Origin of the sequence: Dolichospermum planctonicum, assembly GCF_005402965.1 — a bacterium.
Lineage (GTDB): Bacteria > Cyanobacteriota > Cyanobacteriia > Cyanobacteriales > Nostocaceae > Dolichospermum > Dolichospermum planctonicum.
In genome coordinates this window covers 23,479-36,813 of record NZ_BJCF01000030.1, presented here as the reverse complement: position 1 = coordinate 36,813, position 13,335 = coordinate 23,479, and the positions used below count along the sequence as shown (strand labels likewise).

General features: G+C 38.6%; 17 protein-coding genes and 2 pseudogenes. 13 read left to right on the top strand and 6 right to left on the bottom strand.

Annotated elements, in window-relative coordinates; translation table 11 throughout:
* The first annotated feature begins 198 nt into the window (after window positions 1–198).
* The 12 genes and pseudogenes from FFO06_RS22345 (at window position 199) to FFO06_RS22340 (ending at window position 8,240) form a co-directional block, all read left to right on the top strand.
* Complete coding sequence (locus FFO06_RS22345) at window positions 199–2,628, top strand: esterase-like activity of phytase family protein (protein WP_137908509.1); 2,430 nt, start codon at window positions 199–201, stop codon at window positions 2,626–2,628.
* Between the two features lie 132 nt (window positions 2,629–2,760).
* Window positions 2,761–2,883, top strand: a pseudogene (locus tag FFO06_RS22000) (type II toxin-antitoxin system VapC family toxin); the annotation flags it as partial.
* Window positions 2,880–3,128: a hypothetical protein gene (locus FFO06_RS13565; protein ID WP_137908508.1), complete on the top strand. Its 249-nt coding sequence runs from the start codon at window positions 2,880–2,882 to the stop codon at window positions 3,126–3,128. The pseudogene FFO06_RS22000 and the gene FFO06_RS13565, both read left to right, overlap by 4 nt.
* A 228-nt stretch (window positions 3,129–3,356) precedes the next feature.
* Window positions 3,357–3,578 (top strand): type II toxin-antitoxin system HicA family toxin, encoded by a 222-nt coding sequence (locus tag FFO06_RS13555; protein ID WP_370743782.1) that lies wholly within the window; start codon window positions 3,357–3,359, stop codon window positions 3,576–3,578.
* A complete protein-coding gene (locus tag FFO06_RS13550; protein WP_137908507.1) occupies window positions 3,568–3,831 on the top strand; it encodes a type II toxin-antitoxin system HicB family antitoxin in 264 nt (87 codons plus the stop codon). The genes FFO06_RS13555 and FFO06_RS13550 overlap by 11 nt, the downstream gene beginning before the upstream one ends.
* Before the next feature lie 279 nt (window positions 3,832–4,110).
* The gene (locus tag FFO06_RS13545; RefSeq protein ID WP_137908506.1) at window positions 4,111–4,689 is read left to right on the top strand and encodes a Uma2 family endonuclease; all 579 of its coding nucleotides are present in this window, start codon (window positions 4,111–4,113) and stop codon (window positions 4,687–4,689) included.
* 61 nt (window positions 4,690–4,750) lie between these two features.
* Window positions 4,751–5,329: an Alr1449 family protein gene (locus FFO06_RS13540; RefSeq protein ID WP_137908505.1), complete on the top strand. Its 579-nt coding sequence runs from the start codon at window positions 4,751–4,753 to the stop codon at window positions 5,327–5,329.
* A 187-nt stretch (window positions 5,330–5,516) separates the two neighbouring features.
* Window positions 5,517–6,149 carry a metal-independent carbonic anhydrase family protein gene (locus FFO06_RS13535; RefSeq protein ID WP_137908504.1) on the top strand — a complete coding sequence of 211 codons (633 nt, stop codon included), beginning with the start codon at window positions 5,517–5,519 and terminating at the stop codon, window positions 6,147–6,149.
* Window positions 6,150–6,355: 206 nt separating this feature from the next.
* On the top strand, window positions 6,356–6,871 hold the full coding sequence (locus tag FFO06_RS13530; RefSeq protein ID WP_137908503.1) for a peptidylprolyl isomerase: 516 nt from the start codon (window positions 6,356–6,358) through the stop codon (window positions 6,869–6,871).
* A gap of 215 nt (window positions 6,872–7,086) precedes the next feature.
* Entirely contained in the window at window positions 7,087–7,731 is a 645-nt protein-coding gene (locus FFO06_RS13525; protein WP_137908502.1) for a metal-independent carbonic anhydrase family protein, read from the top strand.
* A gap of 119 nt (window positions 7,732–7,850) precedes the next feature.
* The gene (locus FFO06_RS13520; protein ID WP_199306436.1) at window positions 7,851–8,105 is read left to right on the top strand and encodes a PIN domain-containing protein; all 255 of its coding nucleotides are present in this window, start codon (window positions 7,851–7,853) and stop codon (window positions 8,103–8,105) included.
* A gap of 9 nt (window positions 8,106–8,114) precedes the next feature.
* Window positions 8,115–8,240 carry a hypothetical protein gene (locus tag FFO06_RS22340; protein WP_255501589.1) on the top strand — a complete coding sequence of 42 codons (126 nt, stop codon included), beginning with the start codon at window positions 8,115–8,117 and terminating at the stop codon, window positions 8,238–8,240.
* Here FFO06_RS22340 and FFO06_RS13515 read toward each other — a convergent pair whose 3' ends face one another.
* The 3 genes from FFO06_RS13515 to FFO06_RS13500 form a co-directional block, all read right to left on the bottom strand.
* Entirely contained in the window at window positions 8,241–8,582 is a 342-nt protein-coding gene (locus FFO06_RS13515; protein ID WP_162501197.1) for a DUF5615 family PIN-like protein, read from the bottom strand.
* Complete coding sequence (locus tag FFO06_RS13510) at window positions 8,579–8,803, bottom strand: DUF433 domain-containing protein (RefSeq protein ID WP_039201637.1); 225 nt, start codon at window positions 8,801–8,803, stop codon at window positions 8,579–8,581. Before FFO06_RS13510 ends, FFO06_RS13515 begins: the two co-directional genes overlap by 4 nt.
* Before the next feature lie 704 nt (window positions 8,804–9,507).
* The gene (locus FFO06_RS13500; RefSeq protein ID WP_137908501.1) at window positions 9,508–10,284 is read right to left on the bottom strand and encodes a Uma2 family endonuclease; all 777 of its coding nucleotides are present in this window, start codon (window positions 10,282–10,284) and stop codon (window positions 9,508–9,510) included.
* A 134-nt stretch (window positions 10,285–10,418) separates the two neighbouring features.
* Between FFO06_RS13500 and FFO06_RS13495 the strand changes: the two genes are divergently transcribed.
* Window positions 10,419–10,808 (top strand): hypothetical protein, encoded by a 390-nt coding sequence (locus FFO06_RS13495; RefSeq protein WP_137908500.1) that lies wholly within the window; start codon window positions 10,419–10,421, stop codon window positions 10,806–10,808.
* Window positions 10,809–10,824: 16 nt separating this feature from the next.
* On the opposite strand, the gene FFO06_RS13490 is transcribed toward FFO06_RS13495, so the two are convergent.
* The 3 genes and pseudogenes from FFO06_RS13490 to FFO06_RS13480 all read right to left on the bottom strand — a co-directional run.
* Window positions 10,825–11,433: a Uma2 family endonuclease gene (locus tag FFO06_RS13490; protein ID WP_137908499.1), complete on the bottom strand. Its 609-nt coding sequence runs from the start codon at window positions 11,431–11,433 to the stop codon at window positions 10,825–10,827.
* A 66-nt stretch (window positions 11,434–11,499) separates the two neighbouring features.
* Entirely contained in the window at window positions 11,500–12,234 is a 735-nt protein-coding gene (locus tag FFO06_RS13485) for a Uma2 family endonuclease (protein WP_028089569.1), read from the bottom strand.
* Between the two features lie 515 nt (window positions 12,235–12,749).
* Window positions 12,750–13,250 (bottom strand): annotated as a pseudogene (locus FFO06_RS13480) (nitrogenase component 1); the annotation flags it as partial.
* Window positions 13,251–13,335 lie beyond the last annotated feature (85 nt).

The following is a 13,335-nucleotide window of genomic DNA, read 5'->3' as shown; positions in this document are numbered from 1 at the left end:
ACAGTCTTTAAAGACTTGGTGACGAGTTTTTAGATCTTTTGTTCCTTGTCAAGAAAGGTTTTCAGAGCATGGTTGCTCGAGTTTTAGGTTAGACCCCCTGTGGGAATAAGAACCTGGTTTCTGACCTGACGGGCAATGTAATTAAAAAACTGAACTGGCACGTAAAAACGAAATCAACAGAAAAATTCTCGATATAATATGCCTACAACAACACTAACCGGTTTCGCTGGCTTTCCTGGTGCAACCTTCTCTAGTAGCTCCTTTTGGGACACATTTACATCCGGTGGTCAGATTACTACTAACACCAATGGTGTCACCGTACCTTTCACTACTCTTGGTCTGCCTCTTGGTGGTTTCAGTTCCATGCAAGTTGGTAACAATGGCACTTACTGGTTTCAACCAGATAACGGTTATGGTCAAAAAACTAACAGTGCCGACTTTTTGTTACGTCTTTACCAAGTTGACCCAAGCTTAAAAGGAGCGGAAACTGGTGCAGATGGTAGTGTCCAGTTTTTGAACTTTATTCAATTCCGCGACCCAGACAAGAAGATTAACATTCCTAACTTCACTCTGGTTAACGAAAACACTGCTGAGAGAAACCTAACAGGTGGTGACTTTGATATCGAGTCATTCGTCTTTGATAAAGACGGCACAATCTGGGTGGGAGACGAGTTCGGTCCTTACCTATTGCGCTTTGATGCTACTGGTAAATTGCTAGAAGCTCCCATTGCTGTACCTAACGTCTTCGCTCCCCAAAACCCTGCTGTATTGGCTGGAAATGCCACTGCTAACTTAAGTTCTAGAGGGTTGGAAAGTACAGCAATCAATACCAGCAAGACCAAGCTCATCACCGCTTTGGAAGGTGTCGTTACTGGTGACAGTGCTACCAACGATGTTCTCCGTATCTACGAATTTGACTTAACCAGCAAAACCTTCGGCACACAATACAAATATAAACTGGAGAAGACTTCTAACTCCCAGTCAATCAATGACTTGACAGCTATCAATGATAATGAATACTTGGTCATTGAAAAAGACCGTTTAACTGGGGCTGCTGCTGAATTCAAAAGGATTTATAAAATTGACTTGACCCAGGTAGACGCCAATGGCTTTCTGATCAAGCAAGAAGTCGCTAACCTGTTAGACATTCAAGACCCCAGTGACTTGAATGGTGATGGTTCAACCAGCTTTAAATTGCCATTCCAAAACGTTGAAGCTTTGACTATCGTTGACAAAAATACCATTCTGGTAACAAACGACAACGATTTTCCTTTCGTTGCCGGCAGCAGAACCCCCGGTCAAGTAGATGGAACTGAAGTCGCTCTCTTGAGACTAGACACTCCTCTTAACATACCCAGAAGACTAAGCATCAGTGATGTAACTGCGGTAGAGGGATCAAATGCTGTGGTGACAGTGACTCTGAGTGAAGCTAGTACTAGTGATGTAACAGTTAACTACGCTACCGCTGCTGGTACTGCTGCGACCACTGACTACAGTGCTAATACTGGTAGCACACTCAGCGGCACACTCACCTTTGCTCCAGGGCAGACCAGCAAGACTATCACCTTTAGGACTACATCTGATACAACTGCTGAAGCGGATGAAAGATTCACCGTCACATTAACTAACCCTTCTGGTGCAACTATCCCCTTCGTAACTGGCACAGTAACTATCACTGATACCGTTATCTCTGCTGCTACTGCTGCTGCTACTACATTAGGGGCAACAAAAACAAACCTGACCCTAACTGGAACTGCCGTTAATGGTATAGGTAACGCTGGTAATAACACCGTTACAGGTAACAGTGGTAATAACCAGCTTGATGGCGCTGCTGGTAATGACATCCTCATTGGTGGTGCTGGTAATGACACCCTCATTGGTGGTGCTGGTAATGACAGTCTTGATGGTGGTGCTGGTAATGATACTTATCGCTTCACTCTCGCTACACTAGGTAACGACATCATTAGGGATACCTCTGGTATAGATACCATTAGCTTTGATGGTGCTGCGGCTTCATTAGGTGCCACTGTGAATTTGGGTATCAACACTGCTCAAACCGTTGTGACTAATACACAAATCACATTAACTGCGATAGATGCCATTGAAAACGCCATTGGTGGTTTGGGTGCTGACCGTCTCACTGGTAATGCTCTTAACAACACCTTAACCGGTGGTGCTGGTAATGACACCCTTAATGGTGGTGCCGGTGATGACACCCTGGTTGGTGGTTTGGGTACTGACAGCTTAGTTGGTGGTGCTGGTAATGACCAGTTCGTATTCAATGGCACCGCAGCTTTCAGTGCCGCTGCAACTGGTAATGGTATAGACATCATCGCTGACTTTAGCGCTGGTGACAAGATCGCTTTGAGCAAGGCAGTATTTGCGGCTGTAAGCAGTGTTGCTGGTGCCGGATTTAGTGTGGCTTCAAACTTTGCCGTTGCTACAAGTGCGGCTAGTGCAGCAACAAGCAGCGCTCAAATTGTTTATGTCCTAGGTACAGGTACAAGTAACGGTGGCCTCTACTATAACCAAAATGGTGCTGCTCCTGGTTTTGGTACCGGTGCTCAGTTTGCATCTATCGTTGGTACTCCTACTTTAGCTGCTAGTGATTTCATTGTTACTGTTTAATCTGGAGTTATTACTTACACTCGGATTTTTCACAAACAATAACTTAGTTTATTGATTTTACTCATGCGGGGAAGTTTGACTTCCTCGCTTTTTTTGATGGGATATTTTTGTCAGTTGCTATAATCAAGACAAAATGATTTGTTAATTGCGGCGATCGCATTAGCAAATGATCTCACTCTAGTTACTCACAATACACGGGAATTTAGCCGTATTGATGGCATAAAATTAAGAAAACTAAAGATCATCGACCAATGACAACTACACTCGTTAAACCCTCCCAATTCTTACCTGAAGGAATCTGCATCAAGCGTATTAAGAACCTCATGCTATTCAAATTTACCGATAAGCTAAGTGAACGGATGCAAGAACTCCTTGATAAAAACAAATTGGATACCCTCACCCCAGAGGAAGCAATAGAACTAGAGGCAATAGGGGAACTTGACGACATCTTCAGTTATATTAACGCTGCTGTTGCTGCTCAAGATCATGCCCATTCCTAAAACTCTTTATCAGCAGGTCAGACAACGCGCTCAATGTCGCTGTGAATACTGTCACTACCCTGAACTTCTCAGCACAGCCCCCCTTTCTATTGACCATTTGCAACCTCAATAACCTACTAATATTATTTTTGTAAAGTATGGTATAACTGGTCAATCAACAATCATCTCAACCACCTAGCCGAAAAAATGCTATGATTAGTCAATGGGTAAACTAAGTAAATTAATTAAATATCTTCTCTCTTTCCTGAAGCCAGATTTGAAGAAATTAGTTATGTTTTGGAAGCATTTGGATATCAGGAAATTAGAGCGAAGGGAAGTCATCACGCTTTTGAAAATGATCAAGGAGAAGTGATTATTATTCCCAAAAAAGGGGGTAAAAAAGTTAAACGAACGTATATTGAAGAAACGATTAGATTACTAGATTTGGAAAATTGGCAAGATGAAAACTAATTCTCAACTTGAGCATCAATCTTTAGAATATTATCTGTCTTTAAAATATCTCATGTCTATTTATCCAGAAGAGGACGGAGGATATACAGTAATGATTCCTGACTTACCAGGTTGTATGAGTCAGGGCGAAAGTTTAGAGGAGGCAATAGAAAATATTAATGAAGCGAGAGAGTTATGGATAGAAACTGTTTATTGTAGTGGTAAAAAACCAATTCCTTTACCTTCTAAACTAATTTCTATCATTAATTCGTGAACAACCATCAAAAATCAAAAATTTTATCCAACCTGAAGGAATCAGAAATGTAAAAGTAGTAGTTGAACAACTGACAGGAAATATGGAACGGGAAAAGCTATAGCAAGTAGCTTTGAGTGAGGTACACCTTGTGCGGGCATCTTGCCCGCACCACAAGAGTTTTATCATTAATATCTGTACTTCATAATATCGGAAACTGCTGTATGTTGGCTAGAGACAAGTTTAAAACATCTTTCTTATCAGTTGCTATAATCAAAACAAACTGAGAAAAATCCTGCTATGATAGCCATTCCCCAACAACCGGCAAAAATGACCATTGAGGAATATCTTGCATGGGAACTTAACCAAGATATTCGCTATGAATACATCAACGGTGAAGTTTTCGCCATGACTGGTGGTACAATTCCCCATAATGATATTGCTCTCAATCTTTACACATCTTTACGTCCTCATCTCCGTCCTAGAGGTTGTCGAATCAATGTATCAGATGTAAAAGTGCAAGTTACCTCTAAAGGTCCATACTTCTATCCTGATCTGATCGTCAGTTGTCACAGTGAAGACATCAATGCCCGTAAATTTATTCAAAATCCTAAATTAATTGTTGAAGTTCTTTCTCCCGGTACAAGCGGTAAAGATAGAGGTGAAAAGTTCCGATATTATCTCACCATACCCACTTTACAAGAATATATCTTGATTGATTCTGAAAAAATCTCTGTTGAACGTTATTGTCGAGGAGAAGGAAGAATGTGGCTTTATTATCCCTACACTACTGGAGACATGATTACTTTATCAAGTATTGCATTTGAATTTCCCATAGAAATGCTTTATGATAGTGTGGGGTTGGAAACAGAAACATAAAATCACATTTCCAAAATAAATCTGACTAATTTCAGATAAAATTTAATCCCTTATTAAAATTATGACAAAGCGGAAAAAAAGCAATCTTCAATGGATTAAGGAAACCCTAGAACTGAAACCAGATCATCATTGGGAATCTCCTCCAGAATACAATATTTTTGTGGCAGGTAGGGGGGCAGTGCGGTTTAATGTCCCTCGTGGTTGGATAACTCAACCCCAGGAAAAATCATTTAAGTTTACAGATAAAAAACCACCTGATGATGATTGTTGCTTAGAAATGTCTTACAATCATTTACCTCCTAATGATTGGACTCTGTTTCCCCTCAAATCTACTTTAAAGAAAATCATGGAAGATGATAGTCGTGATGTAATTGCAAGAGGAGAGGTGATCACTGTCAAAAGACAAACGGCTAAAATTATGTGGTGTGAAATTAAATTTATTGATACTCAAGCCGAACCCAGGGAAGCTTTTTCTCGGACTTGTGTTGGTTTGGGTTCTAATATTCAATGTTTAATTACCTTTGATTATTGGGCAGATCAAGCAGAACAATTAATACCGGTTTGGGATGAAGTCATGCGGAGTTTAACACTAGGATTATATATCAGAGATCCTAGAACCGGTTTAGCTTTTCCTGATTAAAAGGTTAATTAACAAATCATCTGTGTTTATCTGCGTTTATCTGCGTTTAATTATGATTTATTGTACCTAACTCGAATAGTAATTACTGATGGTAACTATTTATAGTAGTTATTGCACTGGATTGGCAAAATGTGGTTAGATGTTGTGGAAAACTTTCGTAATTTGCTTTTTCATACTTCGTCTTAATATGCAAACCGATCTTATTAAACAATTACAAGTCAATCTTTCTGTAACTGCTGCTACCTTAGCCTTGTTGGTGACAGCACCATCAATTGCTCATGGTCAAGTTAAGAGTACCACCACTAAGCCAGTCTCATCAACTCCTAAGACATCAGTAGTTAATATATCCATTACTGAGGCTGAAGTGCTGGACGCTCAAAAGTCCTGGGGTAATGCGTTGGTTAATATCAGCACTACCTATGATCAAAAGGGGATAGCCGCTGCTAGAACATTGGCGGACAAGGTGATAGATGAATTATATGCTTATCAGTCGGGATTGGTGTTGTTTAAGCCTACCTTAACAACTGGAGACCAAACCTTCCGCACGACACACAAAGGAGCTTTGTCTTATTTTGTGGGTGGTGATTCCTCTTTCCCTAAAGATACTGGTTTTGCTCTCAAAGGATGGCGAAAAGTGGAAATTCGCAACGCTGGCATTTTTATTGTCGGTAATACTGCTACCACTATGGGTAATGTTTCCCTGACTGATAAAGCCGGTAAAGTCACAACAGTAGATAAAACCTGGCAGTTTATTAGAGGTAATGATGGAAAATTGCGTATTATCTTACACCATTCTTCTCTGCCCTATAGTCCAAAATAAACATCGCTTAGATCCCTGAATTCTGGGAGAATTCGGGGATATGAAATATCTCTATTAAAGATCAAACTAAAGATCAAAATCCCAACTATAATTTTACATTTCTTTACAGAGTTTAGTTTTTTCATGCCAACTTATTTATTTTCAAGATATTGGGTAAACTAGAAGCGATAAAGTAAACCATTACACAGATTGGTAATTCAATATTCATGGCAAATCCCACCGCAACTCTGGAAACTTCCCTTGGTACTATTACTCTTGAGCTATTCACTGATGTTATGCCCATAACGGCGGGAAATTTCATCAAATTGGCTAAAAGTGGGTTTTATGATGGTCTACATTTCCACCGGGTGATTAATAACTTCATGGTGCAGTTTGGTTGTCCCTACAGCAAAGATCCTAGCTCCCCCCGTGCAGGAACAGGTAATAGTCCTGATGGGTGCATTCAAGATGAGCATCCTGAAGATGGGAAACTTTCTAATGAACCGGGAACTCTATCTATGGCTAATACCGGGCGGCCTAATAGTGGTAGTTGTCAGTTTTTCATCAACACTGTCCACAACTCCTATCTGGATTGGTTTACCCCCGGTCAATCTAAGCATCCCGTGTTTGGTCGAGTGACTGAAGGCATGGATGTATTAAAAGCCATTGAAACCACTCCAACAGGATCTGGCGATCGCCCCAAAACTCCGGTGAAAATGATCAAAGTGACTGTCCACGAATAAACTAGAATAAACCGAAAAATTGGTGCGGAGATTTTCTCCGCACATCCCTATTTTCAGGCAAAATCCTCTGTTTTTTTAATTGTTCACCCGACAAACTAGATGCCCAACTTCTCAGATCATTAAATGATAGCATGGTAATTACTGATGGTAACTATTGACTGGATTGGCACAACGTGGTTAGATGTTACTGAAAACTTTTGTAACTTGCTCTTAATATGCAAACCAATCCGATTAAACAATTACGAGTCAATCTTTCTGTAATTGCTGCTACCATAGCCTTGTGGGTTACATTGTTGGTGACAGCGCCATCCATGGCTCATGCTCAAGTTAGTAGTACCATCACTAAGCCAGTCTCATCAACTCCTAAGACATCAGTAGTTAATATATCCATTACGGAGTCTGAAGTGCTGGCCGCCCAAAAAGCCTGGGGTAATGCGTTAGTTAATATCAGCACTACCTATGATCAAGAGGGGATAGCCGCCGCTAGAACATTGGCTAAGAAGGTGATAGATGAATTATATGCTTATCAGTCGGGATTAGTGTTGTTTAAGCCCACCTTGACAACTGGAGACCAGACCTTCCGCACAACACACAAAGGAGCTTTGTCTTATTTTGTGGGTGGTGATTCCTCTTTCCCTCAAGATACTGGTTTTGCTCTCAAAGGATGGCGAAAAGTGGAAATTCGCAACGCTGGTATTTTTATTGACGGTAATACTGCTACAACTATGGGTAATGTTGACATTACTGATAAAACAGGTAAAGTCACAACAGTAGATAAAACCTGGCAGTTTATTAAGGGTAATAATGGCAAATTGCGTATTATCGTACACCATTCTTCTCTGCCCTATAGTCCAAAATAAACATGGAATAGATCCCCGACTTCTCCCGGAAGTCGCGGAGTTGACAGTTGACAGGTGACAGTTGACAGTTGACAGGAAAGCGATAGCGTAACCGCTGCTGCAAGCAGATCGCCAACTTTTTGACTTTTTGGACAATTTCTTCAGCGAGTGGAGATTGTTGGTTTGACGGGGGTGATGGGGTATTGGTTGAGAAGATCATCGAAATTCGTCAGCAATATCGCTTAAAATTACCTGATGCAGTAATCGCGGCCATGATAATCCAAAATTCAGCCAGCTTAGTGACTGTTGATCAAGAATTTGCAAAGATCAATATTTTGACGGTAATTAATAGACATCTCCGAAAATTAAATATGCGTGACTTACAACCCTTGTAGAGACGTTCCATGGAACTTCTCTACATTCTTTTCTGGAGATGTCTAATTGGTAGCGATCGCTGTGGTACATTGTCTGATAGCTTACAGGATGTGATTGATCATTTTAAGCGATCGCTTTCTAGTATCAAACATTAATTATTTAAAAGCTTCAATCTGATCTAAATAAACATTAATTAACTGATGATCAGCCACTAAAATTTCAATTTCTGGCCAAACTCTGGACAGGAGTGAGTGAAATTGACGTTTTCGCACATTCCCAAAGCGTAGATGTACTACTTTAGGCGGGAGTAAATCAACCATCATGCGATCGGAAAAATCTGCATCTTTGGTAACAATTACCAGTTTTCTTTCTTTCGCATACTGCCATATTTGGGTATCACTTGGACTGTCACCTAAGATGGAAACATGGACAATGAGTAAAGATGGGGTAAATTGAATTTTCACGGGTAGATTTTCATCGAATAAAAACCCATTCATGCGATTTTTCTCACTTCGTAGTGATTCCCCATCAACTTTGCTGCAAATTGAATACAAGCATAAATATCTTCTCGTTGTAGAGAGGGGTACTCTTCCAGAATTTCCTCAATTGAATCACCAGCGCCTAAAAACTCCATAATTGTTTGTACAGAAATTCGAGTATTAGTAATAATGGGTCGTCCATTGCAAATATCTGGATGAATAGTTATTCTGCTTTCCATTTTGTTTACTTCTTGTCGTTATTAGTTAATTGTAGCATTTGTCTGATAGCGTGGCGCAAGCTATATGAGGATTTCCAGGATTTACAGGATGAGGGATCTATTTGCAGATGAGGTTGCTAATTTGACGGTGATTAATTGGTAGCGATCGCTGTGGTACATTGTCTGATAGCTTACAGGATGTGATTGATCATTTTAAGCGATCGCTGGTTATCTTATTCAAGAATTATTTGCAGGTGACACCAATAAATTATTGCAGCTAAGTAGGTAAACGGAAAAAAACCGACATAAGTAACGAAAAGTAAAGTTACCCAAAACCTCTTCCCAGTTAAGAGTTCCCTTGTCATAACGACAATTTTTAACGCCAGCCTACTTAGATCAACCTTTTATAGATATTGAATTAACGGCTTTTTTAGAGCAAAGTTTAGATATCTTACCAGCATCAGAAGTAGAATTACTGCATTTTCTAGCTGGTCAAAATGGCTCGATTTTATTAAGTGAACTGGAAAATAGTCATCAGGTTTATGAGCTAATAGTTTGTAGTATTCAATCCCTAAAAAGGCGTTTTCTTCTTTGTACCCAACAAATAAATGCAGAAGTGAGTTTAAAGATTTCATCTCTGATTAGGAAATTTTACCACAAACTAGATTATAATTAAATCCCTAAATTCCCGACTTTTTCAAGAAGTCAGGGATCTAAATTCTAAATTAGATTCTATCTGGGTCAATATTTAATTCTCGCAACTTTGCTGCTAACCGTTGAGCTTTTTCATCAAACATTGCTGCTCTTTGAGTTTCAATTGCTGCTCTTTGAGCTTCAATTGTTGCTCTTTGGGCTTCAATTGTTGCTCTTTGGGTTTCTATTTCTGCACTTTCTTCCGGTGTAGGAACTAAAGATCCAGTAGATGTAAAATACCTTAATAAACCCTGAACAATTCCTAAATATAAACCTAATTCTTGACTCCATAAATGTCCCTTTTCATTAGGTTCTACAGGTTGATATTTACCATGTATTAAATAAAAACCTGCAAATTCTAAAGTATAGGGATCAAACCAAAAATACTCAGGTGTGCGGAAAATATCTTGATAAAGTTCTTTTTTAGTTTCTCTGTCAGTTTTCGCTGTGGTTGGTGAAAGAATTTCCACAATCAGGTTAGGATATTTACCATTTTCTTCCCATACAACCCAACTTTTTCTAGTTTTTCGTTCTGTTCCTAACACCACGAAAAAATCTGGACCTCTAACATCTTTTGATTTCTTTTGATGAGGACTATAGTAGATACTGAGATTTCCGACAGCATAAAAATCATTTCTCTCTTTCCATAACCATTTGAGAGATTTTATTAAGAGCATTATTTGTTCGAGATGCAGTTCTGTTTCCACGGGAGGTTCATCACTATATAGGTCACTGGGTGGGAAAATTATCTCTTCTGATATATCTTCTAATGTGTTAGATGGGGATTCTGGTGCTTGAGTAATCATCATGGTATGATACCAAGTAGTTATTTGTTGATTATAACATGACTGCGAAAATGTTAAATTATACCTACACAACACAAAAAATTTTAATTATGTTTATGAAAATGTTACGATATCAGTGGTAGTAGAGGAAAACAACGATGAAAAAAGCATTGATGATCAAAATACTCATTTCATCCCTAACTTGCTTAAATATATTTACTCCTCATCAGGTTGCGGCTCAACTGTTACCGCAACCTTGGGTGACGGTGGGAAGTAAAGATAGTGAAGTTACTTATGGTGCGGGTGTTAAAGTTTTAGGTTTTGGTGTTGAAGTAGGAAGGGGTCCTGAAGGTGCTATGGGAGGAGATTTTTTAAAATTCTTGAGTTTACCATTTATTTCACCTTATGTCGGAATTGGTTGGTATTCGGAAGATCAAGGAGTGGCTGTTTCCGGTGGTGTACAAGTAGTCACTAGCGATCATGTTTTTCTGGGTGCTGGTTACAATTCTGTGCGAGGAGTTAATGGTCAAATCGGTGTGAAATTTTAGAGGATGTTTGGGTTTTTTAATTCTTTTTTTCAATCTCCTTGTCGCCCGTTAAGCCTTCTATTTCTTCTTGAGTAAAAATAGGAGGCCATAATTCAGAAACAGCTAATTCCCAACCTGGAAAAAGTTCTGGTAAAGTTAAAATATCGCCATTATGAAAAACTATTGCTTCACCTTGAGAACGATAAACTGTTACAGTTTCTTCATCAGGATCAATTAAAATTCCAATAATTGCACCTAATTTGATCAAGTTGAGAATCTTATTTTTTAATGTTTTAATTCTATCACTTTGAGATTTAATTTCTACTACTAAATCTGGTACAAGTTCGCCAAAATAGCGGGGACTTTGACGCAGACGTGCAGCACTGACAAAAGAAACATCGGGAGCGGTGAGGTTGCTATCAGGTAAAATAAAACCTCCCGCAGAATCAAATACTCTTCCTAAACGACGGGGATAAACCCAATTCGCTAATAGTCGGCTAAAAAGAATACCAATTTCGCTAGATACAATATCTGATGGACCCACAATAGAAATTCTCCCGTTTGTTAATTCAACATCGTAATCTAAACCTGCATCATTGATAGCAGTTTGCAGTTTTTCTACATCTTTAATAGTCATGATTGGCATAAAATAATACTCCTAATATACAAAGTTGGGGTAATTCAACCAAACACAATTTGATTTGAGATTTGCTTAAATTGTATCTGGATCAATATTTAACTCTCTCAATTTTGCGGCTAACCTTTGAGATTTTTCATTTGATATTTTCGCTTTTTCTGCTTCCATTGCTGCTCTTGTTGCTTCCATCTCTGCGCTTTCTTCCGGTGTAGGAACTAAAACTCCTGATGATGTAAAATATCTTAATAAACCCTCATGAATCCCTAAGTATAAACCCAATTCTTCACTCCATAAATGTCCTTTTTCGTTAGGTTGTAAGGGTTGATATTTGCCACTAATTAAATTAAATCCTGCAAATTCTAATGTATAAGGATCAAACCAGAAATAATCAGGTGTACGGAAAGTATCTTGATAAAGTAGTTTTTTAGTTTCTCTATCAGTTTTAGCTGTAGTTGGTGAAAGAATTTCGACAATGACATGAGGATATTTGCCATTTTCTTCCCACACTACCCAACTTTTTCTAGTTTTTCGTTCTGTTCCTAACACTACGAAAAAATCTGGACCTCTAACATCTTTTGATTTTTTTTGATGAGGACTATAGTAAATACTTAGGTTTCCGACAGCATAAAAATCAGTTCTCTCCTTCCATAACCATTCTAAACATTTGAGGAGGAGAATAATTTGTCGTAAATGCAGTTCTGTTTCCACGGGAGGTTCATCACTATATAAGTCACTGGGTGGGAAAATTATCTCTTCTGATATATCTTCTAATGTGTGAGATGGGGATTCTGGCGCTTGAGTAATCATCATGGTATGATACCAAGTAGTTATTGGTTTATTGTAGCATTAATTGTCTGAATCAGGATTTACAGGATGTAATTTATGATTATTGTGATGCGATCGCCCCAAAACTCCAGTTAAAATGATCAGAGTGACTATCCACGCATAAAATCAAGGATTTAGTGCGGAGGCTTCTTTGCACACCGCTATCTTCAGGTAAAATCATCTGTTGCTTATGTAACCACAGAATTATTAGTCCTCTTAGCCCTCTTCCATAACTGTAGGAAACATGACTTATAAAAAGCCGTAAATACTACTCCTGTTTTTCTTATTTAGATAAATTTAGTCTATAAAATCAATCCACAAAAAGTTATCCCATATAACTAAATCACCAAACATCACAAATTAACAACCATCTCAAAATCAGATATAATAAGACTTTTACTACTTGCAGTTATCTATAAACAATGTTATTATAGAACATAATAAAATCCATTTAGTCTAAAAATTAAACTCTCTTAATTCCCCAACTAAAAAACCTATATTTAAGGTATCTTTCCACCAACATTACCAAGTTCGGAGTAATCCCAAGAGTGCATTTGACGGAAAGGAAGACCCATCTTTTGGAAGACATACTTCTCTTTCACACCAGAAGCAACTAGGTCTGGTTTCAATGCTTTGATAAATTCTTCAAATTCGTAAGCGGTAACGTCGTCATAAACGATAGTTCCGTTTTCAATGTAGTGAGTAGTACGTTTATAGTCGTCATTATGAGCGAACTCATAACCAGTACCAATCATCTTCATTCCTAAGTCTTGGAAAGCGGGAACAACGTGACGGGGACGTAAACCACCAACCATCATTGCCACTGTCTTACCTTCCAAACGGGGGCGATATTTAGCAACGATCGCATCCATGGTAGGTTGGTATTTAGCGATTACTTTCTCTGCGTTTTCTTGAATCTTAGCATCAAACTTAGAAGCAATTTCGCGTAAAGAAGCAGCAATCTTGGTAGGACCAAAGAAGTTATATTCTAACCAGGGAATATAAATTTATATTCTGAAAAATATCCATATATAAGATTTTTTATTCTGCTATTTCTAAATCAGCTTATTTATAGATTAAAAAATA

Bases quoted from the DNA above. Each gene is read 5' to 3' on its own strand.
- FFO06_RS22345 (WP_137908509.1), top strand. From the start codon at position 199: ATGCCTACAACAACACTAACCGGTTTCGCTGGCTTTCCTGGTGCAACC.
- FFO06_RS13565 (WP_137908508.1), top strand. From the start codon at position 2,880: ATGACAACTACACTCGTTAAACCCTCCCAATTCTTACCTGAAGGAATC.
- FFO06_RS13550 (WP_137908507.1), top strand. From the start codon at position 3,568: ATGAAAACTAATTCTCAACTTGAGCATCAATCTTTAGAATATTATCTG.
- FFO06_RS13545 (WP_137908506.1), top strand. From the start codon at position 4,111: ATGATAGCCATTCCCCAACAACCGGCAAAAATGACCATTGAGGAATAT.
- FFO06_RS13540 (WP_137908505.1), top strand. From the start codon at position 4,751: ATGACAAAGCGGAAAAAAAGCAATCTTCAATGGATTAAGGAAACCCTA.
- FFO06_RS13535 (WP_137908504.1), top strand. From the start codon at position 5,517: ATGCAAACCGATCTTATTAAACAATTACAAGTCAATCTTTCTGTAACT.
- FFO06_RS13530 (WP_137908503.1), top strand. From the start codon at position 6,356: ATGGCAAATCCCACCGCAACTCTGGAAACTTCCCTTGGTACTATTACT.
- FFO06_RS13525 (WP_137908502.1), top strand. From the start codon at position 7,087: ATGCAAACCAATCCGATTAAACAATTACGAGTCAATCTTTCTGTAATT.
- FFO06_RS22340 (WP_255501589.1), top strand. From the start codon at position 8,115: ATGGAACTTCTCTACATTCTTTTCTGGAGATGTCTAATTGGTAGCGAT.
- FFO06_RS13515 (WP_162501197.1), bottom strand. From the start codon at position 8,582: ATGAATGGGTTTTTATTCGATGAAAATCTACCCGTGAAAATTCAATTT.
- FFO06_RS13510 (WP_039201637.1), bottom strand. From the start codon at position 8,803: ATGGAAAGCAGAATAACTATTCATCCAGATATTTGCAATGGACGACCC.
- FFO06_RS13500 (WP_137908501.1), bottom strand. From the start codon at position 10,284: ATGATGATTACTCAAGCACCAGAATCCCCATCTAACACATTAGAAGAT.
- FFO06_RS13495 (WP_137908500.1), top strand. From the start codon at position 10,419: ATGAAAAAAGCATTGATGATCAAAATACTCATTTCATCCCTAACTTGC.
- FFO06_RS13490 (WP_137908499.1), bottom strand. From the start codon at position 11,433: ATGCCAATCATGACTATTAAAGATGTAGAAAAACTGCAAACTGCTATC.
- FFO06_RS13485 (WP_028089569.1), bottom strand. From the start codon at position 12,234: ATGATGATTACTCAAGCGCCAGAATCCCCATCTCACACATTAGAAGAT.